Origin of the sequence: Pseudoalteromonas sp. CF6-2, assembly GCF_021729425.1 — a bacterium.
Lineage (GTDB): Bacteria > Pseudomonadota > Gammaproteobacteria > Enterobacterales > Alteromonadaceae > Pseudoalteromonas > Pseudoalteromonas arabiensis.
Genome location: NZ_CP091442.1, coordinates 2,654,252 through 2,674,828, shown reverse-complemented (window position 1 = coordinate 2,674,828; position 20,577 = coordinate 2,654,252). Strand labels below are relative to the sequence as shown.

General features: G+C 42.0%; 18 protein-coding genes. 12 read left to right on the top strand and 6 right to left on the bottom strand.

Going from position 1 to position 20,577, the window contains the following annotated elements:
* Positions 1–12: 12 nt before the first annotated feature.
* The 3 genes from L3Q70_RS12420 to L3Q70_RS12410 all read right to left on the bottom strand — a co-directional run bounded on the left by L3Q70_RS12420 (position 13) and on the right by L3Q70_RS12410 (position 3,625).
* On the bottom strand, positions 13–2,979 hold the full coding sequence (locus tag L3Q70_RS12420) for a TonB-dependent receptor (RefSeq protein WP_237114345.1): 2,967 nt from the start codon (positions 2,977–2,979) through the stop codon (positions 13–15).
* A gap of 229 nt (positions 2,980–3,208) precedes the next feature.
* Positions 3,209–3,400 carry a hypothetical protein gene (locus L3Q70_RS12415; RefSeq protein WP_062569611.1) on the bottom strand — a complete coding sequence of 64 codons (192 nt, stop codon included), beginning with the start codon at positions 3,398–3,400 and terminating at the stop codon, positions 3,209–3,211.
* Between the two features lie 51 nt (positions 3,401–3,451).
* Complete coding sequence (locus tag L3Q70_RS12410; RefSeq protein ID WP_083515324.1) at positions 3,452–3,625, bottom strand: DUF1328 family protein; 174 nt, start codon at positions 3,623–3,625, stop codon at positions 3,452–3,454.
* Positions 3,626–4,145: 520 nt separating this feature from the next.
* Between L3Q70_RS12410 and L3Q70_RS12405 the strand changes: the two genes are divergently transcribed.
* The 4 genes from L3Q70_RS12405 to L3Q70_RS12390 all read left to right on the top strand — a co-directional run bounded on the left by L3Q70_RS12405 (position 4,146) and on the right by L3Q70_RS12390 (position 7,601).
* Positions 4,146–4,394, top strand: coding sequence for an OadG family transporter subunit (locus L3Q70_RS12405; RefSeq protein WP_062569612.1), 249 nt, complete (start codon positions 4,146–4,148; stop codon positions 4,392–4,394).
* A 14-nt stretch (positions 4,395–4,408) separates the two neighbouring features.
* Positions 4,409–6,187 (top strand): sodium-extruding oxaloacetate decarboxylase subunit alpha, encoded by a 1,779-nt coding sequence (oadA, locus tag L3Q70_RS12400; RefSeq protein ID WP_237114344.1) that lies wholly within the window; start codon positions 4,409–4,411, stop codon positions 6,185–6,187.
* A gap of 10 nt (positions 6,188–6,197) precedes the next feature.
* Positions 6,198–7,328 (top strand): sodium ion-translocating decarboxylase subunit beta, encoded by a 1,131-nt coding sequence (locus L3Q70_RS12395; protein WP_062569613.1) that lies wholly within the window; start codon positions 6,198–6,200, stop codon positions 7,326–7,328.
* Positions 7,329–7,424: 96 nt separating this feature from the next.
* The gene (locus L3Q70_RS12390; protein WP_167346344.1) at positions 7,425–7,601 is read left to right on the top strand and encodes a hypothetical protein; all 177 of its coding nucleotides are present in this window, start codon (positions 7,425–7,427) and stop codon (positions 7,599–7,601) included.
* Between the two features lie 41 nt (positions 7,602–7,642).
* Here the strand turns inward: L3Q70_RS12390 and L3Q70_RS12385 are convergent, their stop codons facing one another.
* Positions 7,643–8,734, bottom strand: a complete 1,092-nt coding sequence (locus tag L3Q70_RS12385) for an alkene reductase (RefSeq protein WP_237114343.1) — start codon at positions 8,732–8,734, stop codon at positions 7,643–7,645.
* Positions 8,735–8,833: 99 nt separating this feature from the next.
* Positions 8,834–9,721, bottom strand: coding sequence for a LysR substrate-binding domain-containing protein (locus L3Q70_RS12380; RefSeq protein WP_237114342.1), 888 nt, complete (start codon positions 9,719–9,721; stop codon positions 8,834–8,836).
* 110 nt (positions 9,722–9,831) lie between these two features.
* Here L3Q70_RS12380 and L3Q70_RS12375 point away from each other — a divergent pair, with 110 nt between their 5' ends.
* Positions 9,832–11,019 (top strand): MFS transporter, encoded by a 1,188-nt coding sequence (locus L3Q70_RS12375; RefSeq protein ID WP_237114341.1) that lies wholly within the window; start codon positions 9,832–9,834, stop codon positions 11,017–11,019.
* 90 nt (positions 11,020–11,109) lie between these two features.
* On the opposite strand, the gene L3Q70_RS12370 is transcribed toward L3Q70_RS12375, so the two are convergent.
* Positions 11,110–11,667 carry a TetR/AcrR family transcriptional regulator gene (locus tag L3Q70_RS12370; RefSeq protein ID WP_062569617.1) on the bottom strand — a complete coding sequence of 186 codons (558 nt, stop codon included), beginning with the start codon at positions 11,665–11,667 and terminating at the stop codon, positions 11,110–11,112.
* A gap of 261 nt (positions 11,668–11,928) precedes the next feature.
* Here L3Q70_RS12370 and L3Q70_RS12365 point away from each other — a divergent pair, with 261 nt between their 5' ends.
* Genes L3Q70_RS12365 through fabG form a run of 7 tightly spaced genes read left to right on the top strand, consistent with a single transcriptional unit; the run spans position 11,929 to position 20,577 of the window.
* A complete protein-coding gene (locus L3Q70_RS12365) occupies positions 11,929–12,402 on the top strand; it encodes a phosphopantetheine-binding protein (RefSeq protein WP_062569618.1) in 474 nt (157 codons plus the stop codon).
* A gap of 17 nt (positions 12,403–12,419) precedes the next feature.
* Positions 12,420–13,670: a beta-ketoacyl-[acyl-carrier-protein] synthase family protein gene (locus tag L3Q70_RS12360; protein WP_062569619.1), complete on the top strand. Its 1,251-nt coding sequence runs from the start codon at positions 12,420–12,422 to the stop codon at positions 13,668–13,670.
* Positions 13,664–14,731: a beta-ketoacyl synthase N-terminal-like domain-containing protein gene (locus tag L3Q70_RS12355; protein WP_237114340.1), complete on the top strand. Its 1,068-nt coding sequence runs from the start codon at positions 13,664–13,666 to the stop codon at positions 14,729–14,731. The genes L3Q70_RS12360 and L3Q70_RS12355 overlap by 7 nt, the downstream gene beginning before the upstream one ends.
* Positions 14,724–15,998, top strand: coding sequence for a beta-ketoacyl-[acyl-carrier-protein] synthase family protein (locus tag L3Q70_RS12350; RefSeq protein ID WP_237114339.1), 1,275 nt, complete (start codon positions 14,724–14,726; stop codon positions 15,996–15,998). The genes L3Q70_RS12355 and L3Q70_RS12350 overlap by 8 nt, the downstream gene beginning before the upstream one ends.
* Positions 15,991–16,977: a hypothetical protein gene (locus tag L3Q70_RS12345; protein WP_237114338.1), complete on the top strand. Its 987-nt coding sequence runs from the start codon at positions 15,991–15,993 to the stop codon at positions 16,975–16,977. The genes L3Q70_RS12350 and L3Q70_RS12345 overlap by 8 nt, the downstream gene beginning before the upstream one ends.
* The gene (locus tag L3Q70_RS12340; protein WP_237114337.1) at positions 16,964–19,816 is read left to right on the top strand and encodes an aminotransferase class III-fold pyridoxal phosphate-dependent enzyme; all 2,853 of its coding nucleotides are present in this window, start codon (positions 16,964–16,966) and stop codon (positions 19,814–19,816) included. Before L3Q70_RS12345 ends, L3Q70_RS12340 begins: the two co-directional genes overlap by 14 nt.
* Positions 19,816–20,577, top strand: a complete 762-nt coding sequence (gene fabG / locus L3Q70_RS12335) for a 3-oxoacyl-ACP reductase FabG (protein WP_237114336.1) — start codon at positions 19,816–19,818, stop codon at positions 20,575–20,577. Before L3Q70_RS12340 ends, fabG begins: the two co-directional genes overlap by 1 nt.

Here is a 20,577-nt window from a genome sequence, read left to right as displayed (position 1 = left end):
GCTCTTAGAAAGTTAAAATTTGAGTTTAATACCCATTTTAAATTGACGACCAAGTACGTCATAGTTACTTGGGAATGTGTTACCAGAGTTTGAACTAGTATCACCTGCTTCATTACCAACCACAGGTGGCTCTTTTTCAAACATGTTATCAATACCGAATGTAACATTCATGTAGTCAGTAACATGGTAGCTGGCGAATAAGTCAAAATAATCATAGCTTTCGATGCTTCTGAATTCTTCAAAAACATTTGGCGCTTCGATTGGCTCGATATCTACACCATCAATGTGACGCCATTGTAGTGACACGGTTAGATCTTCCCAAATCCAGCTAGTACGTTGTACCCAGCGTAATTCAGAGACAGGGTCGCAACTTGTGCTGTAAAAACCTTTACAGTCAATAATGCGTGCAGTATCAGAGCTTTGCGACTCTTGCGTTAGGTATTTATTAATATTACCTGAGAATTGCAACTCTCCCATGTCATCAAGCAAAATACCAAAGTTGAAACCAAGTTCGATACCTTCGGCACGTTGATTTTTTAAGTTGGTGGTAAATTGCTCAATACCCGCACCCGCGATAGTTAAGTCGCCACCGATACGGTTGATCTTCGCACACTCGTTAGCATCACCTAGTACGTAACAGGCATCAAGAATTTCTTGAGCTGAGAACTCACCAATGATGTCATCGATATCAATATCATAGTAATCCAGTGTAATTGTGAAGTTTTCAACAGCACTGAATTCAGGTGTCCAAACAATACCCGCAGTGAATGTTTCTGCTTCTTCAGCACCTGGTGGGTTAGCAGGATCACTACCACTAATGACTTGTACTTGGCCAGAGATTACATCTTGTACGTTACCAACTTGGGCGTCAGTCATACCTGTTGAGATACAAAGCTGTCTTAGCGAGGCATCAATGTTAGCGGCGTTAGCAACAGAACATGGATCTTGTAGCGCGTTGTCTAAGCCTGTTACAACAGGTGAAGCGATTTCACCAACGTTAGGTGCACGCGTTGCTTGTTGTTGCATAACACGGATAAGTACATCGCTAACTGGACGCCAGTTGAAGCCAAGTTTCCATGTTTCGTTGCTACCTACTGTATCGTAGTCAGCCCAGCGGAAACCAAACTCTACATCAAGAGTTTCAGCACCCGGTAGGCCGTCTAACACAGGTAAGTAACCTTCTAAGAAGAACTCATCTACTTTAAAGCCACCCGTGATAGGCAGTTGGTTACCACCTGCACCACCTTGACAACTAGCAGGGGCAAGTTTTAAACATTCATCAGGCTCAAATAAGCCTTTTTCGCGACGATTTTCATAACCAAAACTCATCGAAAGTGGCGCACCAGCACCTGGGATTTCGATAAACTCGATTGCACCATTAACGGTTGCGGTGAAAATTTCTTGGCTGTACTTTTGTTGTTGAAGGGCAATTGCTTGTGCATAGCCTGCCATTTCTTCAGTGATGGTACCAAAGCCACCAAATAGATTAATTGGCACACAGCTGGAATCACCATTTTTACAGGTTACACCATCCGTTGTGTCTAATGCGTTTTGAATATTGGTTAGGTTTGTATAACCACCACGTACAGTTGTTCGGTTAGATTCACCATACTGATAGCTAACATCATATTCCCAGTCATCTAGGAAGAAACCTGTTACACCAGTCACAATTTGGAACTGAGTACTGTCAAATCGTTCTGTACGAGCACCTAATTCTAATGTTCTACGACGTAATTGCACTTTTAGATAGTCTTCACTATCTACAATGCCGTTACCGTTAACATCTTGCCAGTTACTATCATTTAAGCTACCAGCAGCCAATGCTGCGGAAGCTCCATCGATCATAAATTGCCTCGCTTGATCACCAATTAACGGGTTTGCTAAAGGTAAATTAAAGCTTGAGCCAAATGTACCTGATGGTGCTACTTGTGTATCAACACTGGTATTGGTGTAGTTAAAGCTTGAGTATACTTTATGATCATCAGTTAAGTTATATTTAGCGATTGCGGTTGCTGAATAACGCTCTGAAGGTGTTTGATAAAAGTTATATGGATTGAAGTTAAATACACTACATGTATCTGGTTGCAATGTACCATCATTTCTAAACTGACCTGAGCCTGTTGTACCTGCGCCAACGATTGCAAATCGTGTAGGAAATGCGGTTGTTGAGCCACCACTTTCAACCGAGTTAGGGCCACTACAATCTGCTGGAGCTGGAACCGGTGGTTCACCGTTTAAGAATTGTTCATAGTTAGCACCGGTAGCCGTTTCAATACCAAGTAAACCTAAAGGACGGTCACCAAGTAGTATTTGGTCACGTTGACTCCAGCCAAGGGAGAGTACAACGTTACCTTTATCATCTTCTAGGTTAGAACCTATTGTTAAGGCTATACTGTTTTTGTCACCATCATTGTCACCGGTTTGAGAGTGTTTAAGATCTAAATCAACACCTTGAAAGTCTTCTTTTAATACAACATTCACCGCACCTGCAATCGCATCAGAACCATATACAGCTGACGCACCACCAGTGATAATATCAATTCGTTCAATCAGTGCTGTTGGAATTGTCGAACTGTCAACTGAGCCATTGTAGTTGTATGGGATCATCCGACGTCCATTCATTAGAACAAGTGAACGTTGCGATCCTAAACCTCTTAAGTTAATAGTGGCTGCACCGCCAGAGCCATTATTTACGTTACTACCATCGCCAGGTATTGTTGAAGGTAAAGTTCTTAGTATTTGTTCTACTTCAGGCTCTTGTTGGTAACCTAATTCTTTTTCTCCGATTGAGACAATTGGACTTGCAGAAACAGCGCCCGGTTGTCTAATACGACTACCCGTAATTGAAATTACTTCGAGATCTTTTTTTGCGTCGCTTGTCTCTTCTGCTGCACTTATTGGTGCGTATATAAGAGCTGTAGAAACAACCCCTGTACTAATCGCCAGCTTTACAGCATTTGATAGTTTGTTTTTTAACATTGTTATCTCCCAATATTTAATTATAGTTGGCTAGAAAACAATGGATTACTACTCGATATCCATTCTTAGCATGTTTAGATTAGTACACAACCTAGGTAAATGTGTAGTTTTTGATAAGAAAATGTATAAATATTGAAATTTTATTGTTTTTTGGTGAGGGGTAGAATGAAAATCATAAAAAAAAGCGGCTCTTAGGCCGCTTTTCTGGTTGGTAATGTGTATAGAAGGATTAGCAGTTAGTTTCTTTTGCGTTTACGCCTTCTTTAACTTCTTCACAAGCATCTTCTACAGCATTCTGTGTATCAGTAATTGCTTCATCAATGCGCTCGCCTGCATCTTCAGCTGTGTTATCCTCACAACCCATGATGAAAAGACCTGAAAATAGGGCGATAGTAGCGGCTTTTAAAGTTGAACTTTTCATAATTAAATTCCTTATAATAGTGTAAATTAATCTATAAACGTTGTTCGGTTGTTATCTGGGGGTGTTGCCTCTAAGCGCACCTGATACCAGCGAAATAACAAGTAGAACAAGAAATATAAAAAAGATAATTTTAGCAATTCCTGCTGCGGCTCCTGCAATACCGCCAAAACCTAACACTGCAGCGATTAACGCGATTACTAAAAAAGTGATTGTCCAGCGTAACATAGTGATCTCCTTGGCTAATAATTTTTCGTTTCGGTTGGTATGATTAAAGCTAGTTCTATGCCACTATTAAATGTTAAGTAATTTCAACGACTTACTGTTTTTTTGATGTTGTAGAATTTTTTCTTTTGGTAACTTTTACGAATTAGCCTGTAACTTATTCATAGTGATTATTTTTCAACTTAAATGAGTAAAATAACACCCCTTATAAATCTTTCTTTGGTAAGACCAATTTATCTTGTCGGTGTTTTTATACACCCAAGAGCCTGTGTTAGCGTGGTTTTATTTAAAATCGACCATATCACCTTTATAACTTATGACTATATCGAGTATTTTTATCATCTATATTCGGCTGTTAATGTGCTCCCTTTATGGTTGTTAATTTTGTGTTTTACATGTTATTTTAAATTAAATTGGTTTTACCAATTTACAAGATGCTATACAAATTGAATGTGTTTGTTATTATGTTGAATATTTATTTAACTATATTGATTTTTTATTTATAACAGTGCGAGGGGGCAGTATGGATATAGGTGGGTTACTCTCAACCGCGGCCAGCTTGATGATTACGGGCATGATCGGTGTATTTATATTTTTAACTATTTTGATTTCAGCCGTGACCTTAATGTCTAGGCTGATGAATCGTTTTGATGAACCTAACAGCAATGAGCCCGTGCGAGCTGCAAAAATACACTCACAGCAGGGGGTGCCGCAAGCACACATCGCAGCTATTAGCGCTGCAATCGCTCAATTCAGAAATAAACAAAAATAATGGGGCAGCTGAAAATGGCTAAATTAAAATTAACCGAACTAGTTTTACGTGATGCACATCAATCATTGTTAGCAACACGCATGCGCTTAGATGACATGTTACCTATGGCTGAGAAACTCGATAACGCGGGTTATTGGTCTATAGAGTCATGGGGGGGCGCAACGTTTGATTCTTGTATTCGCTATTTGGGCGAAGATCCTTGGCAGCGTATTCGTGAACTTAAAGCGGCGATGCCAAACACCAAGCAACAAATGCTGCTGCGTGGACAAAATTTATTAGGTTATCGCCACTACGCTGATGATGTAGTAGAAAAGTTTGTCGAGCGTGCACATAAAAATGGTGTTGATGTATTTCGTATTTTTGATGCAATGAATGATGTACGTAATCTTGAAACAGCCATAAAGGCTGCGGTTAGAGTGGGCGCACATGCGCAAGGAACGATCTCATATACGGTGAGCCCTGTGCATACTCTCGATATGTGGCTTAAGCTTGCTAAACAGCTTGAAGAGCTGGGTTGTCATTCTATTTGTATTAAAGATATGGCGGGATTATTAAAACCTTACGATTGTGAACAGCTGATCAAAGGTCTAAAAGAGACGGTGTCTATTCCTATCGCGATGCAATGTCATGCTACAACGGGTTTAAGTACAGCAACTTACCAAAAAGCGATTGATGCAGGCATTGATATGTTGGATACGGCTATCTCATCAATGAGTATGACCTATGGCCACAGTGCAACAGAAACAATAGTATCGATTGTTGAAGGAACCGAGCGAGATACTGGTCTTAACCTTAATCAGTTAGAAGAAATTGCCGCTTATTTTCGTGATGTGCGTAAAAAGTATGCCGCTTTCGAAGGCAGCCTAAAAGGGGTTGATGGCCGTATCTTATTAGCACAAGTACCAGGCGGCATGTTAACTAACATGGAAAACCAGCTGAAAGAACAAGGTGCTGCGGATAAACTCGATCAAGTGCTTTTAGAGATCCCGCGTGTACGTGAAGATTTAGGGTATATTCCACTGGTAACACCAACCTCACAAATAGTTGGTACGCAAGCCGTTCTAAATGTATTAACGGGTGAGCGTTATAAAACGATTACTAAAGAAACCGCAGGTGTACTTAAAGGTGAGTATGGTGCAACCCCAGCGCCGATGAATAAAGAACTTCAAGAGCGTGTTTTAGACGGAAGCGAAGCAATTACGTGTCGCCCTGCTGATAAACTTGAACCCGAACTCGAAAAACTTGAAGCTGAATTATTAAAAGAAGCTAAAGAGCAGGGTTTAGAGTTGGCTGATGACGTGATTGATGACGTGCTTACCTATGCTTTATTCCCACAAATAGGCTTGAAATTTCTTAAAAATCGTCATAATCCTGATGCCTTCGAACCTGTGCCGACTGGTGAAAAAGCTAAATCTGATCAATCAACAACACCTTCTTCAAATGGTGAGGTTCAAGCTGAGCAATACAGTGTGAAAGTAGATGGTAAAGTTTACGATGTTGTTGTTGCTAAAGGTGGCGAGCTTAAAGAGGTTGCACTTAAAGACAGTGAGTTAATACCACAATCTGCATCAGCGTCAGCTGGCGAAACACTCAATGCGCCACTGGCAGGTAATATTTTTAAAATCAAAGTAAAACCTGGGCAAACTGTAAATCAAGGTGATGTCGTTATCATTATGGAAGCAATGAAAATGGAAACCGAAGTACGTGCCGCTCATGACGGTACTGTGGCTGATATTTTAGTTGCGGAAGGTGACTCAGTTGCTACCGGCGACGCCATGATTGCACTTGCTTAGGAGGCTAGGGATGGATGGATTATTAAACCTCTGGCATGCAACGGGGATTGCAAACTTTACTTTCCCTGCACTGATCATGATTGCAGTTGGCTGCTTGCTACTGTATTTAGCGATTGCTCGTAGTTTTGAGCCATTGCTTTTACTGCCTATTGGCTTCGGCGCTATTTTAACAAACATTCCAGTGGCTGGTTTATCAGACCCCGGTGGCTTATTGTACTATGTGTATCACATAGGTATTGATTCTGGCGTGTTCCCATTGCTGATTTTTATGGGGGTGGGTGCACTAACGGATTTTAGCGCGCTTATTGCAAATCCACGTATGTTGTTACTGGGAGCAGCGGCACAATTTGGTATTTTTGCGACGTTATTTGGCGCCATTTTACTTAACTTTATTCCAGGCTTTGAATTTTCACTGCAAGATGCATCGGCGATTGCCATTATTGGTGGTGCTGATGGACCAACCGCTATTTTCTTAGCCTCGAAACTTGCGCCTGATTTACTGGGAGCAATCGCTGTTGCCGCGTATTCATATATGGCATTGGTGCCTATTATCCAACCGCCAATTATGCGCGCGTTAACAACAAAAGAAGAGCGTGAAATTCAAATGCCGCAGCTACGTGCTGTATCAAAAAAAGAAAAAATCATTTTTCCATTGATGGTACTCAGTCTGACGATTTTATTTTTACCTGCAGCGACGCCACTTGTTGGTATGTTTTGTTTAGGTAATTTAATGCGTGAATCCGGTGTAGTTGATCGTTTAAGTAATAGTGCACAAAACGAGATCATTAATATCACTACGATTTTCTTAGGTCTTGCTGTTGGTTCTAAACTTGCTGCAGATAAGTTCTTAACTGTAGAAACTATTGGTATCTTGGTATTAGGTGCTTTGGCCTTTGCTATTGGTACAGCATCAGGCGTGTTTATGGCAAAAGGTCTGAATAAGTTTTCTAAATCGCCGATTAACCCTCTGGTGGGGGCTGCGGGTGTATCCGCAGTGCCAATGGCTGCGCGGGTGGTAAATAAGGTAGGTCTTGAAAGCAATCCACATAACTTCTTGTTAATGCATGCAATGGGTCCGAATGTAGCGGGTGTATTAGGAAGTGCCGTAGCTGCAGGTATTTTGTTAGCGATTGTTGGCTAAGTCGTTTACTTCCAACCGACTGGCGCAGTATTTTACTGCGCTTTTTTTTGTCTATAGACTAGAGCCTGAACTTGTCTATTGTGTAAGGAAGCCACAATGAATGTATTTGTTATTTTATTATGCCTGTTTATCGCACTGGCTATTCTTATACCACTACTTGAAAAGTATCATTCAAAAATGGGACTAGATGGTGCAACCAAATATGCTAAGTATATATGGCCGTTAGTGATGATCTCGATGGTGATCCAGTTGATTTACTTATTACTGAGGTAACAATAAGGAGCTCGCCAAAATAAGTTGGCGAGCTTTTTGTTTTAGTGCGTTGCTAAAGGATAGTCGGTATAGCCTTTTGCACCGCCACCAAACAAGGTATCAGGGTCGTGCTGTGCAAGTGCAATCCCTTTTTCAATACGCTCAGGCAGATCTGGGTTTGCAACAAACGGACGACCAAAGCCAATTAAATCAGCCCAGCCTTCATTTAATGCTTGTTCTGCTTTATGGCCAGTGTACTTGCCTGCATAAATCATTAACCCAGAAAAGTTTTCACGTAGCGCTTGTTTAAAATTTTGCTCCATTAATGGCGCATCGTCCCAGTCAGCTTCGGCAATATGCAGGTAAGCAACGTTTAGATCATTAAGTACCTTCGCTGCACCAATATAGGTTTCAAACGGGTTATCATCAACCGTACCATTGAGTGTAGTGAGCGGAGCTAGGCGTACGCCTACACGGTTAGCGCCAATTTCATCACACACCGCTTTTGTCACTTGTTGTAAAAAACGTAAGCGGTTCTCTAAACAGCCGCCGTATTCATCAGTGCGTTGGTTTGACTCTGAATCAATAAATTGATTAATTAAGTAACCATTAGCAGCATGAATTTCAATACCATCAAACCCTGCATCAACTGCATTACGGGCAGCTTGACGGTATTCGTTTATAACGCGTATGATGTCATCAAGGCTCATTGCGCGGGGCAGGGCAGTGGCAACAAAATCGGGTTTATCATCTTCATCAATAAATACTTTAACGCCCTTGGCTGCAATAGCTGAGGGCGCAATTGGTTGCTTGCCACCTGTGTTACTAGGGTGAGACACTCTGCCAACATGCCAAAGCTGAGCGAACATGATGCCGCCTGCTTGATGAACTTTGTCGGTTACTTTCTTCCAGCCAGCGATTTGCTCGGGAGTATAAATACCCGGTGTCCAAGCATAGCCCTTACCTTGGGCTGATATTTGTGTGCCTTCGCTAATAATTAAGCCGGCACTGGCACGTTGTGCATAGTAGTCGGCCATTAACTGATGGGCGATATCACCTGGTTGTGATGAGCGAGAGCGGGTCATCGGTGGCATGACAATACGGTTTTTTAATGTGTGACCGGCAAGTTGTACGGTATCGAATAATTTGTTCATTACGGCTCCTTGAAAGCGACTATGCGTTTAGCATAACGAATATTATTTATGAAATTAATGCCAGTAATCACAAAATACTTTTGTTAAAAGTGCAAAAAACTACAGCGTTAACCTTGGTGCTATAAAGTCTAAAAATGCTAATACTCGTGATGACACTCCGCTGTTTTGATAATACACCGCATGCACTTTTTCACGGCGATTAGGACTTAGCACTTCGCCTTCAAGCACTTTCACTAAACGGCCTGCTTTTAAATCTTCGTTAATCATAAATTCCGACAACAAGGTAATGCCATGACCTTGAATACAAAGCTGGCGTACCGTTTCACCACTAGATGCACTGATTGAAAATTTAAGATCTAAAGGCGTGGTTAGCGGCCAGTGATTTAAATGCGGCGCATCGGTAAAACCAATAAGTTGTTGTGAGGCTAAGTCGGTTAGCTCATTTAATGGTGGGGCAGCTTGTAAATAATCAGGGCTTGCGACTAGCTGTAGTTTGCTGATGCCCAAAGTACGCGCATGTAAGTTTGAGTCAGCGAGTTCGCCAATCCGAATAGCAATATCGGTTTTATGTTCAAGCAAGTCGATAATGTTGTCGTGGCTGGTGATCTCGAGTTTTATATCAGGGTAAGCGTGGTTAAAGGCCTTTAAATGTGGCGCTAATTGGTGAAACACAAAGGGGCTTGCGGCATCGACTCTTAATTTTCCTGATGGGGCACAGTGTAGAAGTTTTAGGGCTTCTTCACCTTGTGCAAGCTGACTGAGTGCTTCTCTAGCATAGCCTAAAAATAACTGACCTTCTTCGGTCAGCTCAATGCGCCTTGTTGTGCGATTGAATAAGGTAACGTTTAAAGATTTTTCGAGCCGAGTTACCGCCCGTGATATTTTGGCTACTTGCTCATCTAAGGCATTGGCTGCACTTGAGAATCCGCCGGTATCAACCACGCTAATAAATGCTTCTAAATCTTGGCTGTTGGAGATCACGCTCATAGCTATACCTTTTCATTTTTGACAAAAGTATTTTGTCACTATCGCTATTTTTTGCAAATTCAATTTTAGTCACAATAGCCGCACTTTCAAAAATTAATAGAGGATATGTGATGCCAATTGCATTACTTGCATTAACTCTCAGTGCGTTTGCCATAGGCACCACTGAGTTCGTGATTGTCGGCTTAGTGCCAACTATCGCTGATGATTTGATGGTTTCGTTACCGAGTGCAGGGCTACTTGTTAGCTTGTATGCATTAGGGGTTGCGGTGGGGGCGCCAGTATTAACTGCGCTTACCGGACGCTGGAATCGAAAGCATGTATTACTTAGCTTAATGAGCCTGTTTGTTATCGGTAACTTACTGGCTTGGCAAGCACCTAGTTATGGTAGTTTGATCACCGCAAGGATTCTAACAGGCCTTGCTCATGGGGTGTTTTTCTCAATTGGTTCAACCATCGCAACAGGGCTTGTCAGTAAAGATAAAGAAGCCAGTGCTATCGCGATTATGTTTACGGGGTTGACGGTTGCATTAGTAACCGGTGTGCCATTAGGGACTTGGATTGGTCAACATTTTGGCTGGCGAGCGACCTTTTTAGTGGTGTCTTTATTGGGTTTAATCGCACATATTGGCAGCGCATTTTTAATTCCAAGCAACTTAAAGCAAAGTAAACCCGCCACGTTGGGTGAGCAATTAAAGGTAATGGTGCAACCTAGGCTTTTACTGGTGTATTTGATGACCATACTTGGTTATGGCGGCACATTTACAGCCTTCACTTATTTAGCGCCCATTTTAGAGCAGCAAACTGGTTTTGCATCAGCCACTATTAGCTTAATCATGCTGGTTTACGGGGTATCGGTTGCTGTTGGTAACATCTACGGCGGTAAGCTAGCCGATAAAAAAGGCCCCATTAATGCGCTTACTATTATCTTTAGTGCTTTGAGTATGGTGCTGTTGGTGTTGACCTTTACCATGCAATCTAAAGTCGCTGCGGTACTGACCGTACTTGTATGGGGGGCATTTGCATTTGGTAATGTGCCAGGGCTGCAAGTTTATGTGGTTAAACTTGCAGAAAAATTCACACCCAATGCCGTCGATGTGGCTTCAGGCTTAAACATTGCAGCGTTTAATATCGGTATTGCGCTAGGCTCAGTGTTAGGTGGCGTTGTCGTTGAAAACTGCTCATTGCAAGACACTGCATGGATAGGCGCTATCATCAGTTTAGCGGCGTTAATTGCAACAAGATACAGTGGTTATTTAGATAAGCGTGAAGCTGGTTTAGAACTGAAGCTAGAAAAATAACAACGCTGAAAGTTAGCTGTACCAACCTTTGCACACTTTTAGTCAAAGGTTGGTGAGCTGGGTAAAAATAAGTTGCAAATGGCTTAACTATTATTTTATCTCATCAACGAGCAAATTAATGATTAAGTTAATAACCTCTGTTTTTGGTAGCGGTAGTGCATTTGATGTAATGGAAAAACCTTCAATAAATGGAATAAGTAATGACACGACAACCTTACTTTTTTGTTCGCTAAAGCCTAACGAGATCAGCAGTAACTCAAGCTCCGTACCACATTTTTTATAGTAGTTTTCTAAACTGGAGAGTACTTTTTCTGAACGGCATGAAATAGCCCAAATTTCTCGAAAAACTTCACACCAATCTTGGATATCGTCAAGAGCAAGTAGGTTACTGATGTAGTTCTTAATGGCTTGAGGATTATTTTTTAGTTCAATATCACTCATCGAACTACGGATATGATCAAGGCAAACTTCTAAATAAGAATCAATTACTTGAACAATTAATCCGTCTCTGTCTCCAAAATGATATTGCACATTGCTGAGAGTAACACCACTTTTCTCAGCAACTTTTCTGAGAGTGAGCCCTTGATTGCCATTTTCACTGAGCATTTTAGTTGCTGTTTGAATGATAATCTCTTTATTTGATTCCATTTTCACCACACAGTTGTTGAATTTTATATTCCGACCATTCTAGCAAAGAATATTATTTTTTTGTCATACCGCAACTATTTATGTTCATAACCTATCTCGTAGAGAGTTTAAGGAAGTAATAAATTATTCTCTCGAAAAATCTTAAATATTAAATTTTTGTTAACTTTAAAATGTTTCAATTATCATTCTATTGACAATATTGGTCAGTTGACCTAGTGTGTGCGTGCTTTTATTTTTGTTTCTTACATAGGGAAAATTACAGTGGAAATTACAAAAGATGTTGTTGTGGATGTTATTGCAGAGGTATTAGAGCTTGATAAAGATGAAGTCACTTTAGACAGCTCTATCGTAGATGATTTGGGAGCGGATTCTTTAGATTTAGTTGATATTTCTTTTTCTTTAGGAAAAAAGCTGAAAATTAAAATGCCAACTAAAACAACATTAATTATTGCCAGTGAGCTTTGTGCAGATGAAAAGGCCTTTATACAAGGTGGCAAGCTTACTTCTGCAGGCGTTGATTTATTGATAAATAGTCCAAGTCATTATTCACAAAGTGAAATTGATGTGGGCATGGCTGTCAGTGATTTACTTAGTTTGACAACCGTTATGCACTGGTTCTATTTAGCTAAAGATGTGTGTGAACATGCTAGCCAAAATGGTGATGTGTTACTGCAAGAGTATGTCGAACAATTCTGTGTATCTAGAGATATTGAGCTGATAAACGTACCAGCATAATTTGTTAGGGAAAACTCATGCACAAGGTTGTTATTACAGGGATTGGCGTAACTGTTAAAAATCACCAAGACCCTCATACGTTGTTTGCAACTTTAGAGTCTGGTCAGTCTCTCATTGCAGATGACCATATTTTAAAAGAAATGGGGATCGAGGGCGTCGCCAGTAGTCGTATTAGCGATGAAGAAGTTATTCAGCTGCAAAGTCGGTACCCATCACTTGATCAAACTAGGGTAGCACCCTCTGGATTTGCTGGATTTGATGCGTTAACTAAATCAGTAAAAGATGCTGATTTAAACCCAGACCAACTTCGTCAAGCTGGTCTTTATTTTGGTACTAACAAAATACTGCCAACAGTTGATCTTGTACATCAGCTTGCTCAACAAAAAGCGGCAAGCGAAAAATTACCCTATCAATCGCCAGAGAGTGTGGATTATTACAATCCGCAAACGGTTGTCGCGGATATGGTTGAATACTTCGAAATTGGTGGGCCAGTGACATCTTGTGCCGATGCTTGTGCGGCCGGTGCATCAAGTTTGATCTCTGGTTTTAGGCAAGTCTCACGTGGTGCTTTAGATATCGCATTATGTGGCGCAGCCGATTTTGGAACACAACCTGTCATGCAGTTGCTCTTCAAAAACATAGGCGCGCTCAATCAAGCGCAATTATTTAATTGTGCGAGTGAAGTATCAAGACCTTTTGATAGCAATCGTGCAGGTGTCGTGCTTGCTGACGGAGCAGCCTTTGTTGTACTCGAGAGTGAAGCGTCGGCAAAGCAAAGAGGCGCGTCTATTTATGCATATGTTTGCGGGGCTCATCGATGTACCGAATCTTACAAAATGACCTCAACTGAACCTAGCGGTAAGTTTTATGCAGAATGCATGCAAGCAGCCCTTGAAAAAAGTTGCGTCAGTGCTGAGGACATTGACCACATTAGCGCACACGGTACCTCAACCAAGAGTAATGACAGTGCTGAAAGTCGTGCTATTGAACAGGTCTTTGGCAGCCATACGCCTGTTACTTCAACAAAGTCAGCGTTAGGGCATTCATTGGCAGGGAGTGGTGCAATTGAAGTGGTTTTATCTGCATTGAGTATAAAAAACCAAGTCATGCTGCCGACCTTAAACTTTGAATCCCTTGGTGATGATGATGCAAAGGTGAGTGTTGTGAAAAGTGCGACACCTAAAGCAATCAATTATTTGCTTAGTAACTCGTTTGGTTTTGGAGGAGTAAATACAAGCATCGTTTTAGCGAGGGATAGCGCATGTTAAAACCTGTGTACTTATTTCAAGGTGAGACACTGCTGGCGCACAGTACATCATTAGAATCACTACTCACTCATAAAGGCAGGTTAATGAGTACGCCTTTTGAAAGTGCTGACTTAATTAATCACTCCATTTTTATTTCTACGCTAGCAGACGAAAATCTCAAGGATGTTGGCGCTGAGCGCATGGTACGTAAAACCAGTGAGCGTCAAGCTCGTTGGCTTATTGCAAGTGGGGTAAGAACGTGGCGAACTTATTTTAATGAGCCACAGAATAAAGCGGGATTATTTATCGGTTTAGGAACCGTTGACTGCGATGAAGAGGATAATCCTGAGCTCGTTCAAGAACCGACTGCTGAGTGCTTAGCTACCGCGATGTTAGAAGAGAGGCGGCCGCTTGTTTGTTTAGCGTTACTCAACTCTAGTGCTACCAGCCATATTGCACAATTGGCTGGTATTACTGGTGAAAATATGAGTTTTTCGCCATTACTGAGCGCGGGCTTAAATGCCCTATGTGAGGGCTACTTTGCGATTGCTGAAGGGCGTTTGAAACATGCTTTATGTGGTGGCGGGAGTCAAAAAATAACGCCCTGGTCCTTACTTGCCTATGAGTCAATCTGGGCTAATCAAGACAATTACTGGCTAAGTGAAGCGGCGAGTTTTTTTATCGCCAGCGATGAACCTCGTTTAAATGAGCACGCTGCGATAGGTGTTATGCGTCAAGCATATCGAGCTCGCCTACAAAATAATGCACATGCACTCACTGCACAGATTAATCGCATAACGGGTTCACCTTTAATAGAAAATCAGCACGTTGTAAAAGTTATCCTCGTTGGAGCAAACCTTGAGCAACAAGATATTACGCTACATGCATTAGGTGGTGAGCTTAAAAGCAGGGCGGTTGTATTGGATAGTTACGTTGGCAACACCATGGCTGCGGCTACAGCAATAGCGTGCAATAGTGCATTGAGCTATTTGCAAGACGCCGAACAGGGCTTCGTTATTGTGATTGCGTTTGGTGATCATGGTGAATTTGGAATGTTTTTGATAGAGGCTAACAATGACTAATCGAGTAGTGGTCACTGGGCTGGGAGTACTTAGCCCATTTGGTGTAGGCGTTGATTCATTTTGGTCTGCTGTAAAGGCAGGTGAAAATGCCGTTGATGCTTGGCATCCTCCTGGAGCAGAAGGCTTTCCTGTTCAGCACGGTGCAACAATTAAGCAAGATACACAAGCGCTGGTGGCTGAGGAGCTGGTTGATTTTAAGTTACCAAAACACATCGAAAGACGTGCAATTTATGCACTTATTGCTGCTAAAGAAGCAATTAACGATGCACGTCTTGAAACTGAGTTGGGTCAAGCAGGGATTGCTGTGTGCAGTGGGGTACCTGAGCTTGATGACGCATCATTACTGGCCCTCGCTGAGCAGCCAAAGGCAAATATTATGAATTATGCATTGACTGAGCGAGAGCAGGCAATAAAGCGTTTTTCAGGAATTAGATGCAGCAATGATGTATTGGCAACCACGTTGGCTGAACAGTTGAATACGTCAGGATTTATTTGCAATGTAAGTGGCGCCTGTGCAGGGGCAACTCAAGCTATCGGTCTTGCATATCGAGCAATCAAACGAGGTGAAGCATCGGTCATGTTATGCGGAGGTGCTGATTCTGTATTGAGCATTCGTACTCTATCTGCATTACATCTATTAGGTGCCACAGCAGAAACACAGCGTTTTGCGAATCAACTTTGTCGGCCGTTCGATCAAGACCGTGCAGGGTTAGTAGCGGGTGAAGGCGGTGCTATGTTGGTACTTGAGAGTGAGCAGCATGCAAAGGCCCGTGGTGCCCATATTTATGCTGAAATTACCGGTTACGGCAGCTCTTTAGATGCTTACAAAGTCACAGCTCCTCACCCTGAAGGATTAGGAGCGATAAGTGCTATGGAAGGGGCGTTACAAAGTGCCGGTATTGGTGCTCAAAATGTTCAGTATATAAATGCTCATGGTACATCCACTCCTTTAAATGATGTTATTGAAACAAAAGCAATTAAATCGGTTTTCGGAAAGCATGCAACGTCATTAGGTGTATCGTCTACAAAATCAATGATAGGTCACTGGATTGCGGCCGCTGGTGCGCCAGAAGCAATTGCAACAGTTCTTGCCATTCGTGATCAGTTCATGCCAGCCACCATTAACCTAACACAACCCGATGAGGGACTCGATTTAGATTATGTGATGGGAAAAGGAAGAGAGGCCAGCATTAATCATGCGCTATCAAATTCATTTGGGTTTGGTGGAATTAACGCGTCGTTAGCTATTGCGAGGTACTATGAATAGTCATCTAAGTTCTGTTGCACTGGTTGGGGTAGCGAGTAGTTTTGCTGACAGTGAATTTTCTTTACTGTTTGATAACCAACCAGAACACATTGCTGTGCCTCGTAAGCTTAAGCGTTATATGGCACCTGCTGCAATTAATTCATTAACAGCCACTTCAGAGGCTTTGGCACATATCAGTTTGGCTGAGCGTGCTACAGAGGTTGGCATATACACGTCTCAAACGGGTTACGGTAGCCCATTTTATTCAGAGTTTAGTGCGGCATTACCTGAGAGCGCGGATTCAGCCGCCCAGACCTTTAAAGCATTATGGTCTAGTGAGCGAGTTAATCCATTTTTAATTACCAATGCCCTGAACAATAACTTGCTGGGTATTTCGGGGTTGAACTGGCAATTAAATGGAGATGCATGTGCGTTTATTCGAGATCAGCTTGGTGCATTTGGTGCATTACAAGAAGCGATAGTCGCCATTGACGCTGGTGAATGTCAGCTCGCTATTGTTGCAATTGCAGGAAATAGCAATGACCCATTGGCAAAGTGGCTGCAAGACTCTGAGTCTGAAATGGCAGAAAAGGTCACAAATGGCGCTACGACGTTAATTCTGGCAAGCGAAGAGTGGCTTTCAAAAACAGGTCACAAAGCCGTAGCAAGACTCAGCATTTTAGCAAGTGGCTATCATCTAAATACTGCGCAGTTAAATACACTCATAGCTGAATACGTTAAACCAAGCCATTTTTTAAGTTATTACATTGAGTCGGCTAAAGGTAAAAATCGTATTTTAGCTGATGCATTAGCCTCTTGTAATGTCGCAAACCATCACCTTAATAGTTACAGCGGCTCGGACATATGCCCAGGGGTTGTTACCTCAGTAGCCTGCAATTTATCAACACTTCGCAAACAAAATCACTCTACAGGCGTGTGTGTGAATTGCGACCAGGCTGGTTTTTACTCATTTGTTAGGATTGAAAATGAATCGTTATAGTCAATATTGTAAGCCATCACTAAACCACGGCATTTATGCGATGGGGTTGGATAGAGTTTTTCATCGTGCAGAAAAAGGCACCTTATTCTATTTAGATGAGCAAGGAAATGAGCAAGCTATTACTGATTTTCTTGGTGGTTATGGTGCTGCGTTAATTGGCCATAATCATCCTCGTATGATAGATGCTGCGATGAAAAACTTTCAGCACCAAGTTGCATTCCACAACCAGTTTTCTGTTCGCGATGCCGCGAGCAAACTCGCTGAACGATTAAATGCACTTTTAAAAGAAGAAAATAATCAACAGGAAGATTTTTATTTCTCTTTTACAAGTACTGGGGCTGAATCGATAGAGGTTGCCATTAAGCATGCCGAAATGGCACGCCGTAGTGAAACGCAGCAATTAATAGAAGAAATGCAATTTGCTCTGTCACAAATAAAACGGTTGCCAACAGAAGGTAAGTTAGAACTCAGTGTGGCGCAGCGAGAGCTGTTAAATTTGAGCGAAGACGCAACACTAAGTGATTTTGTTACTGCTGTGGGTGAATTTAATGAGCAACAGTTAAATATTCAGCCTTATTTTATTGTTCTTAAAAATGCATTTCACGGTAAATTGATGACGTCGATACAACTGACTCATGGGGAGATGTATCGGGCACCATTTGCACACCTTGGCGTACAAGCTGAGTTTTTACCATTAAACGAACTTGATTGTGCAGAAGCTATGCTTAATGACAAGCATAATGCCACTTTATTACTGCCTAAAATCAAAGGTCATACAGTAAAAGTTAGCATTGAGCCATTACGACTGGCTACCGCACTGCTTGTTGAACCCGTGCAAGGTGAAGGGGGGATTCATTGCTTAACAGCCGAACATAGTCTGTGTTTAAAAAAACTTAGCCAAACACTTGGCTGCCCTATTATAAGTGATGAAATTCAGTCAGGTTCAGGTCGCTGTGGGGCATTAACCGCAGGTAGCCAGATTGATTTAAAAGCGGATTATATTGTGCTTTCAAAAGCGCTTGCGGGCGGGGTTGCTAAAATAGGCCTTGTTGCGATATGCAAAAGCAAATATCAAGCGGGTTTTGATATCATTCAAAGTTCAACATTTGGCGAAGATGACCACAGTGCCAACATCGCGCTTGCATTTTTAGACGAGCTTTATGATCCAAACTTAAATTTATTGGCAGCCATTAAACAGCAAGGTGAGGCAATTAAAGCGCGCCTTGGTGAACTACAAAATATTTATCCTGATATTATTAAAGAGATACGTGGTAGAGGTTTACTCATCGGTATTGAGTTTAATGCCGACATGCCGCTTGATTCAATTTGGTTAAAATCAATCGTGTATCAGGGGTTCATGGGCTACATGATTACTGGGTATTTATTTAATAATTATAATATCCGTGTAGCGCCATCTTCTAGTGCGCCAAATGTTTTACGACTAGAACCAACAATCCATATAACAGAGCAAGAACTGAGTCAGCTTATTGCTGGCCTGCATGATGTATGTAAGGTATTAAAAAACCAAGATAGCTATCACTTCTTAAAGCATCTAACGACCGCGGCAGAGGTGCGTTCTTCGCGTACAGAGCTTGCTGATTACCGAGCTTTTTATGCCAATTTAGCTCAAAACCACACACCCGCTGACGTTAAAGTGGCTTTTGTAAACCACCTAATCTCTGCCGATTGGATTTGGCAAGTTGACCCTGCAATGGAAGGGGTGCCCGATGTAGAGGCAAAGCTACTTATTGAGCGTTTAGGTTTTGACTGGCGAGTCGTGCCGTTCCCACCTATGAGAATGACTTCGGTAACGGGTAAAACGGTGGATTTTATCCTGTATCCCTTATCCGTCACGTCAGAACAAATTAGTGTCATGTTAGAAAATAATGACCTTGATGCTATTCGACGTGCAGTGAGTGAGCGTGCGCAAACAGCACAACAAGATGGCTGTAGTGTGGCAGGTTTTGGGATGTTTACGTCTGTTGTGACCAATAATTGTAAGTCTATCCGTGCAACAGATATTGCCTTAACGTCGGGTAATGCACTGACGGTGGGGATGACGAAACTCGCCGTACTGGAGCATATTGAAAACCATGATATGCAGATTGATAAAGTTGCGGTGATAGGCTCAGCAGGAAATATTGGCTCAGTTTACGCCACAATTATGACTGAACACTGCCAGCAGTTAGTGTTGATAGGAAGCGCTCGAATGGGGTCGAAAAAGCGCCTACTAAAAGCGGCATATAAAATTTACAGCGATATTTGGCAGATGGTGACATCACATGCTCCGCTTACAGGAATCGTTAAAGTGGTTGCTGAACACCCAAAATGCCAACAATGGTTGGCTGATGAAGCAGCGGCACCTGTAGATTTACCCGCTGCGTTATTTGAATTATTTAGCCAAAGTAAAGAAGGCCTTGTTGTCATTGCCGATGACATCAGTGAGGCCTATGACTGCTCACTTATCATGTGTGCCACTAATGCATCTGAAGCCATTTTAGATGTGCAAAAGCTCCCTAAAAATGCCCTTATCTGTGATGTCTCTATTCCACATAACTTAAGTGAGAATGATTTGGCGTTACGCCCAGATATAACCTGTATTCGCGGTGGAATTGTTGGTACGCCAAATGGAGAGTCTCTCGATGGCAGAGCACGTGCTTATCTTAGCCAAGGGCAAATATATGCATGTATGGCTGAGTCTGTGATTCTAGGTTTAGAAGGTGTTCAGCAACATTACTCTTATGGTGATTTATGTAAATCGCAAGTCGATGAAATTTTAGCAATGGCTTCACGCCACGGATTTACCCTAGCCGGAAGTAAAAATGAGGGGTCAATGTAATGACTCAGCATTTAGCTAATTTTAAAGCGCGCCCTGTAGCCTGTGTTACAGGAGCAACTCGTGGTATTGGTCGTGACATAGCCCTACATCTAGCAGCGCAAGGGTATGACATTGCATTTGGCTTTCGGGATGAAATTTACGCGAGTAATTTACAAGAAGAACTTGTTGCTTTGGGCGCTAAGGTCTTTTGCCAACCATTAAATTTGTTTGATGCTAAAAACATAAACAGCTTTTTTGATAGCTTAAGCGCAGCACAGTTTGGTTTGGATTTACTTGTGAATAATGCCGGTATTACGAAAGACAACCTCCTTGCAATGATGAGCCAAGAAGAGCTTGAACAGGTCATTCACGTGAACCTTATTGCGCCTATTTTATGTGCGCAAGCGGCGCTCAAGATAATGCTGCCACAAAAGCAAGGTTGCATTATTAACATGTCATCGATTTCAGCAACGAAACCCAACCCAGGGCAAACAAATTACGCTGCAAGTAAAGCGGGTATTGAGGGTTTTACACGAGCCTTAGCGGTGGAAGTTGCCCGAAAAAATATACGGGTCAACTGTATTGCTCCTGGCATCATTGAAACAGATATGGTGTCTGATTTACTAAAAGGAAATGAGCAGCAAGCAAAGTCGAAACTGTTAAGTAAGCGACTTGGGAAGCCCCGAGATATCAGTGCGTTGGTTGCCTATTTGGCAAGCCAACAGGCTGAGTTTATTTCGGGGGAAGTATTTAATGTTAATGGCGGGATGTTGTTAAGGTAA

What these genes read in the sequence shown, in the direction of transcription:
- L3Q70_RS12375 (WP_237114341.1), top strand. Translation starts at nt 9,832, where the DNA reads ATGCCAATTGCATTACTTGCATTAACTCTCAGTGCGTTTGCCATAGGC.
- L3Q70_RS12395 (WP_062569613.1), top strand. Translation starts at nt 6,198, where the DNA reads ATGGATGGATTATTAAACCTCTGGCATGCAACGGGGATTGCAAACTTT.
- L3Q70_RS12360 (WP_062569619.1), top strand. Translation starts at nt 12,420, where the DNA reads ATGCACAAGGTTGTTATTACAGGGATTGGCGTAACTGTTAAAAATCAC.
- L3Q70_RS12415 (WP_062569611.1), bottom strand. Translation starts at nt 3,400, where the DNA reads ATGAAAAGTTCAACTTTAAAAGCCGCTACTATCGCCCTATTTTCAGGT.
- L3Q70_RS12420 (WP_237114345.1), bottom strand. Translation starts at nt 2,979, where the DNA reads ATGTTAAAAAACAAACTATCAAATGCTGTAAAGCTGGCGATTAGTACA.
- L3Q70_RS12410 (WP_083515324.1), bottom strand. Translation starts at nt 3,625, where the DNA reads ATGTTACGCTGGACAATCACTTTTTTAGTAATCGCGTTAATCGCTGCA.
- L3Q70_RS12380 (WP_237114342.1), bottom strand. Translation starts at nt 9,721, where the DNA reads ATGAGCGTGATCTCCAACAGCCAAGATTTAGAAGCATTTATTAGCGTG.
- L3Q70_RS12350 (WP_237114339.1), top strand. Translation starts at nt 14,724, where the DNA reads ATGACTAATCGAGTAGTGGTCACTGGGCTGGGAGTACTTAGCCCATTT.
- L3Q70_RS12355 (WP_237114340.1), top strand. Translation starts at nt 13,664, where the DNA reads ATGTTAAAACCTGTGTACTTATTTCAAGGTGAGACACTGCTGGCGCAC.
- L3Q70_RS12390 (WP_167346344.1), top strand. Translation starts at nt 7,425, where the DNA reads ATGAATGTATTTGTTATTTTATTATGCCTGTTTATCGCACTGGCTATT.
- fabG (WP_237114336.1), top strand. Translation starts at nt 19,816, where the DNA reads ATGACTCAGCATTTAGCTAATTTTAAAGCGCGCCCTGTAGCCTGTGTT.
- L3Q70_RS12405 (WP_062569612.1), top strand. Translation starts at nt 4,146, where the DNA reads ATGGATATAGGTGGGTTACTCTCAACCGCGGCCAGCTTGATGATTACG.
- L3Q70_RS12345 (WP_237114338.1), top strand. Translation starts at nt 15,991, where the DNA reads ATGAATAGTCATCTAAGTTCTGTTGCACTGGTTGGGGTAGCGAGTAGT.
- L3Q70_RS12385 (WP_237114343.1), bottom strand. Translation starts at nt 8,734, where the DNA reads ATGAACAAATTATTCGATACCGTACAACTTGCCGGTCACACATTAAAA.
- L3Q70_RS12370 (WP_062569617.1), bottom strand. Translation starts at nt 11,667, where the DNA reads ATGGAATCAAATAAAGAGATTATCATTCAAACAGCAACTAAAATGCTC.
- oadA (WP_237114344.1), top strand. Translation starts at nt 4,409, where the DNA reads ATGGCTAAATTAAAATTAACCGAACTAGTTTTACGTGATGCACATCAA.
- L3Q70_RS12340 (WP_237114337.1), top strand. Translation starts at nt 16,964, where the DNA reads ATGAATCGTTATAGTCAATATTGTAAGCCATCACTAAACCACGGCATT.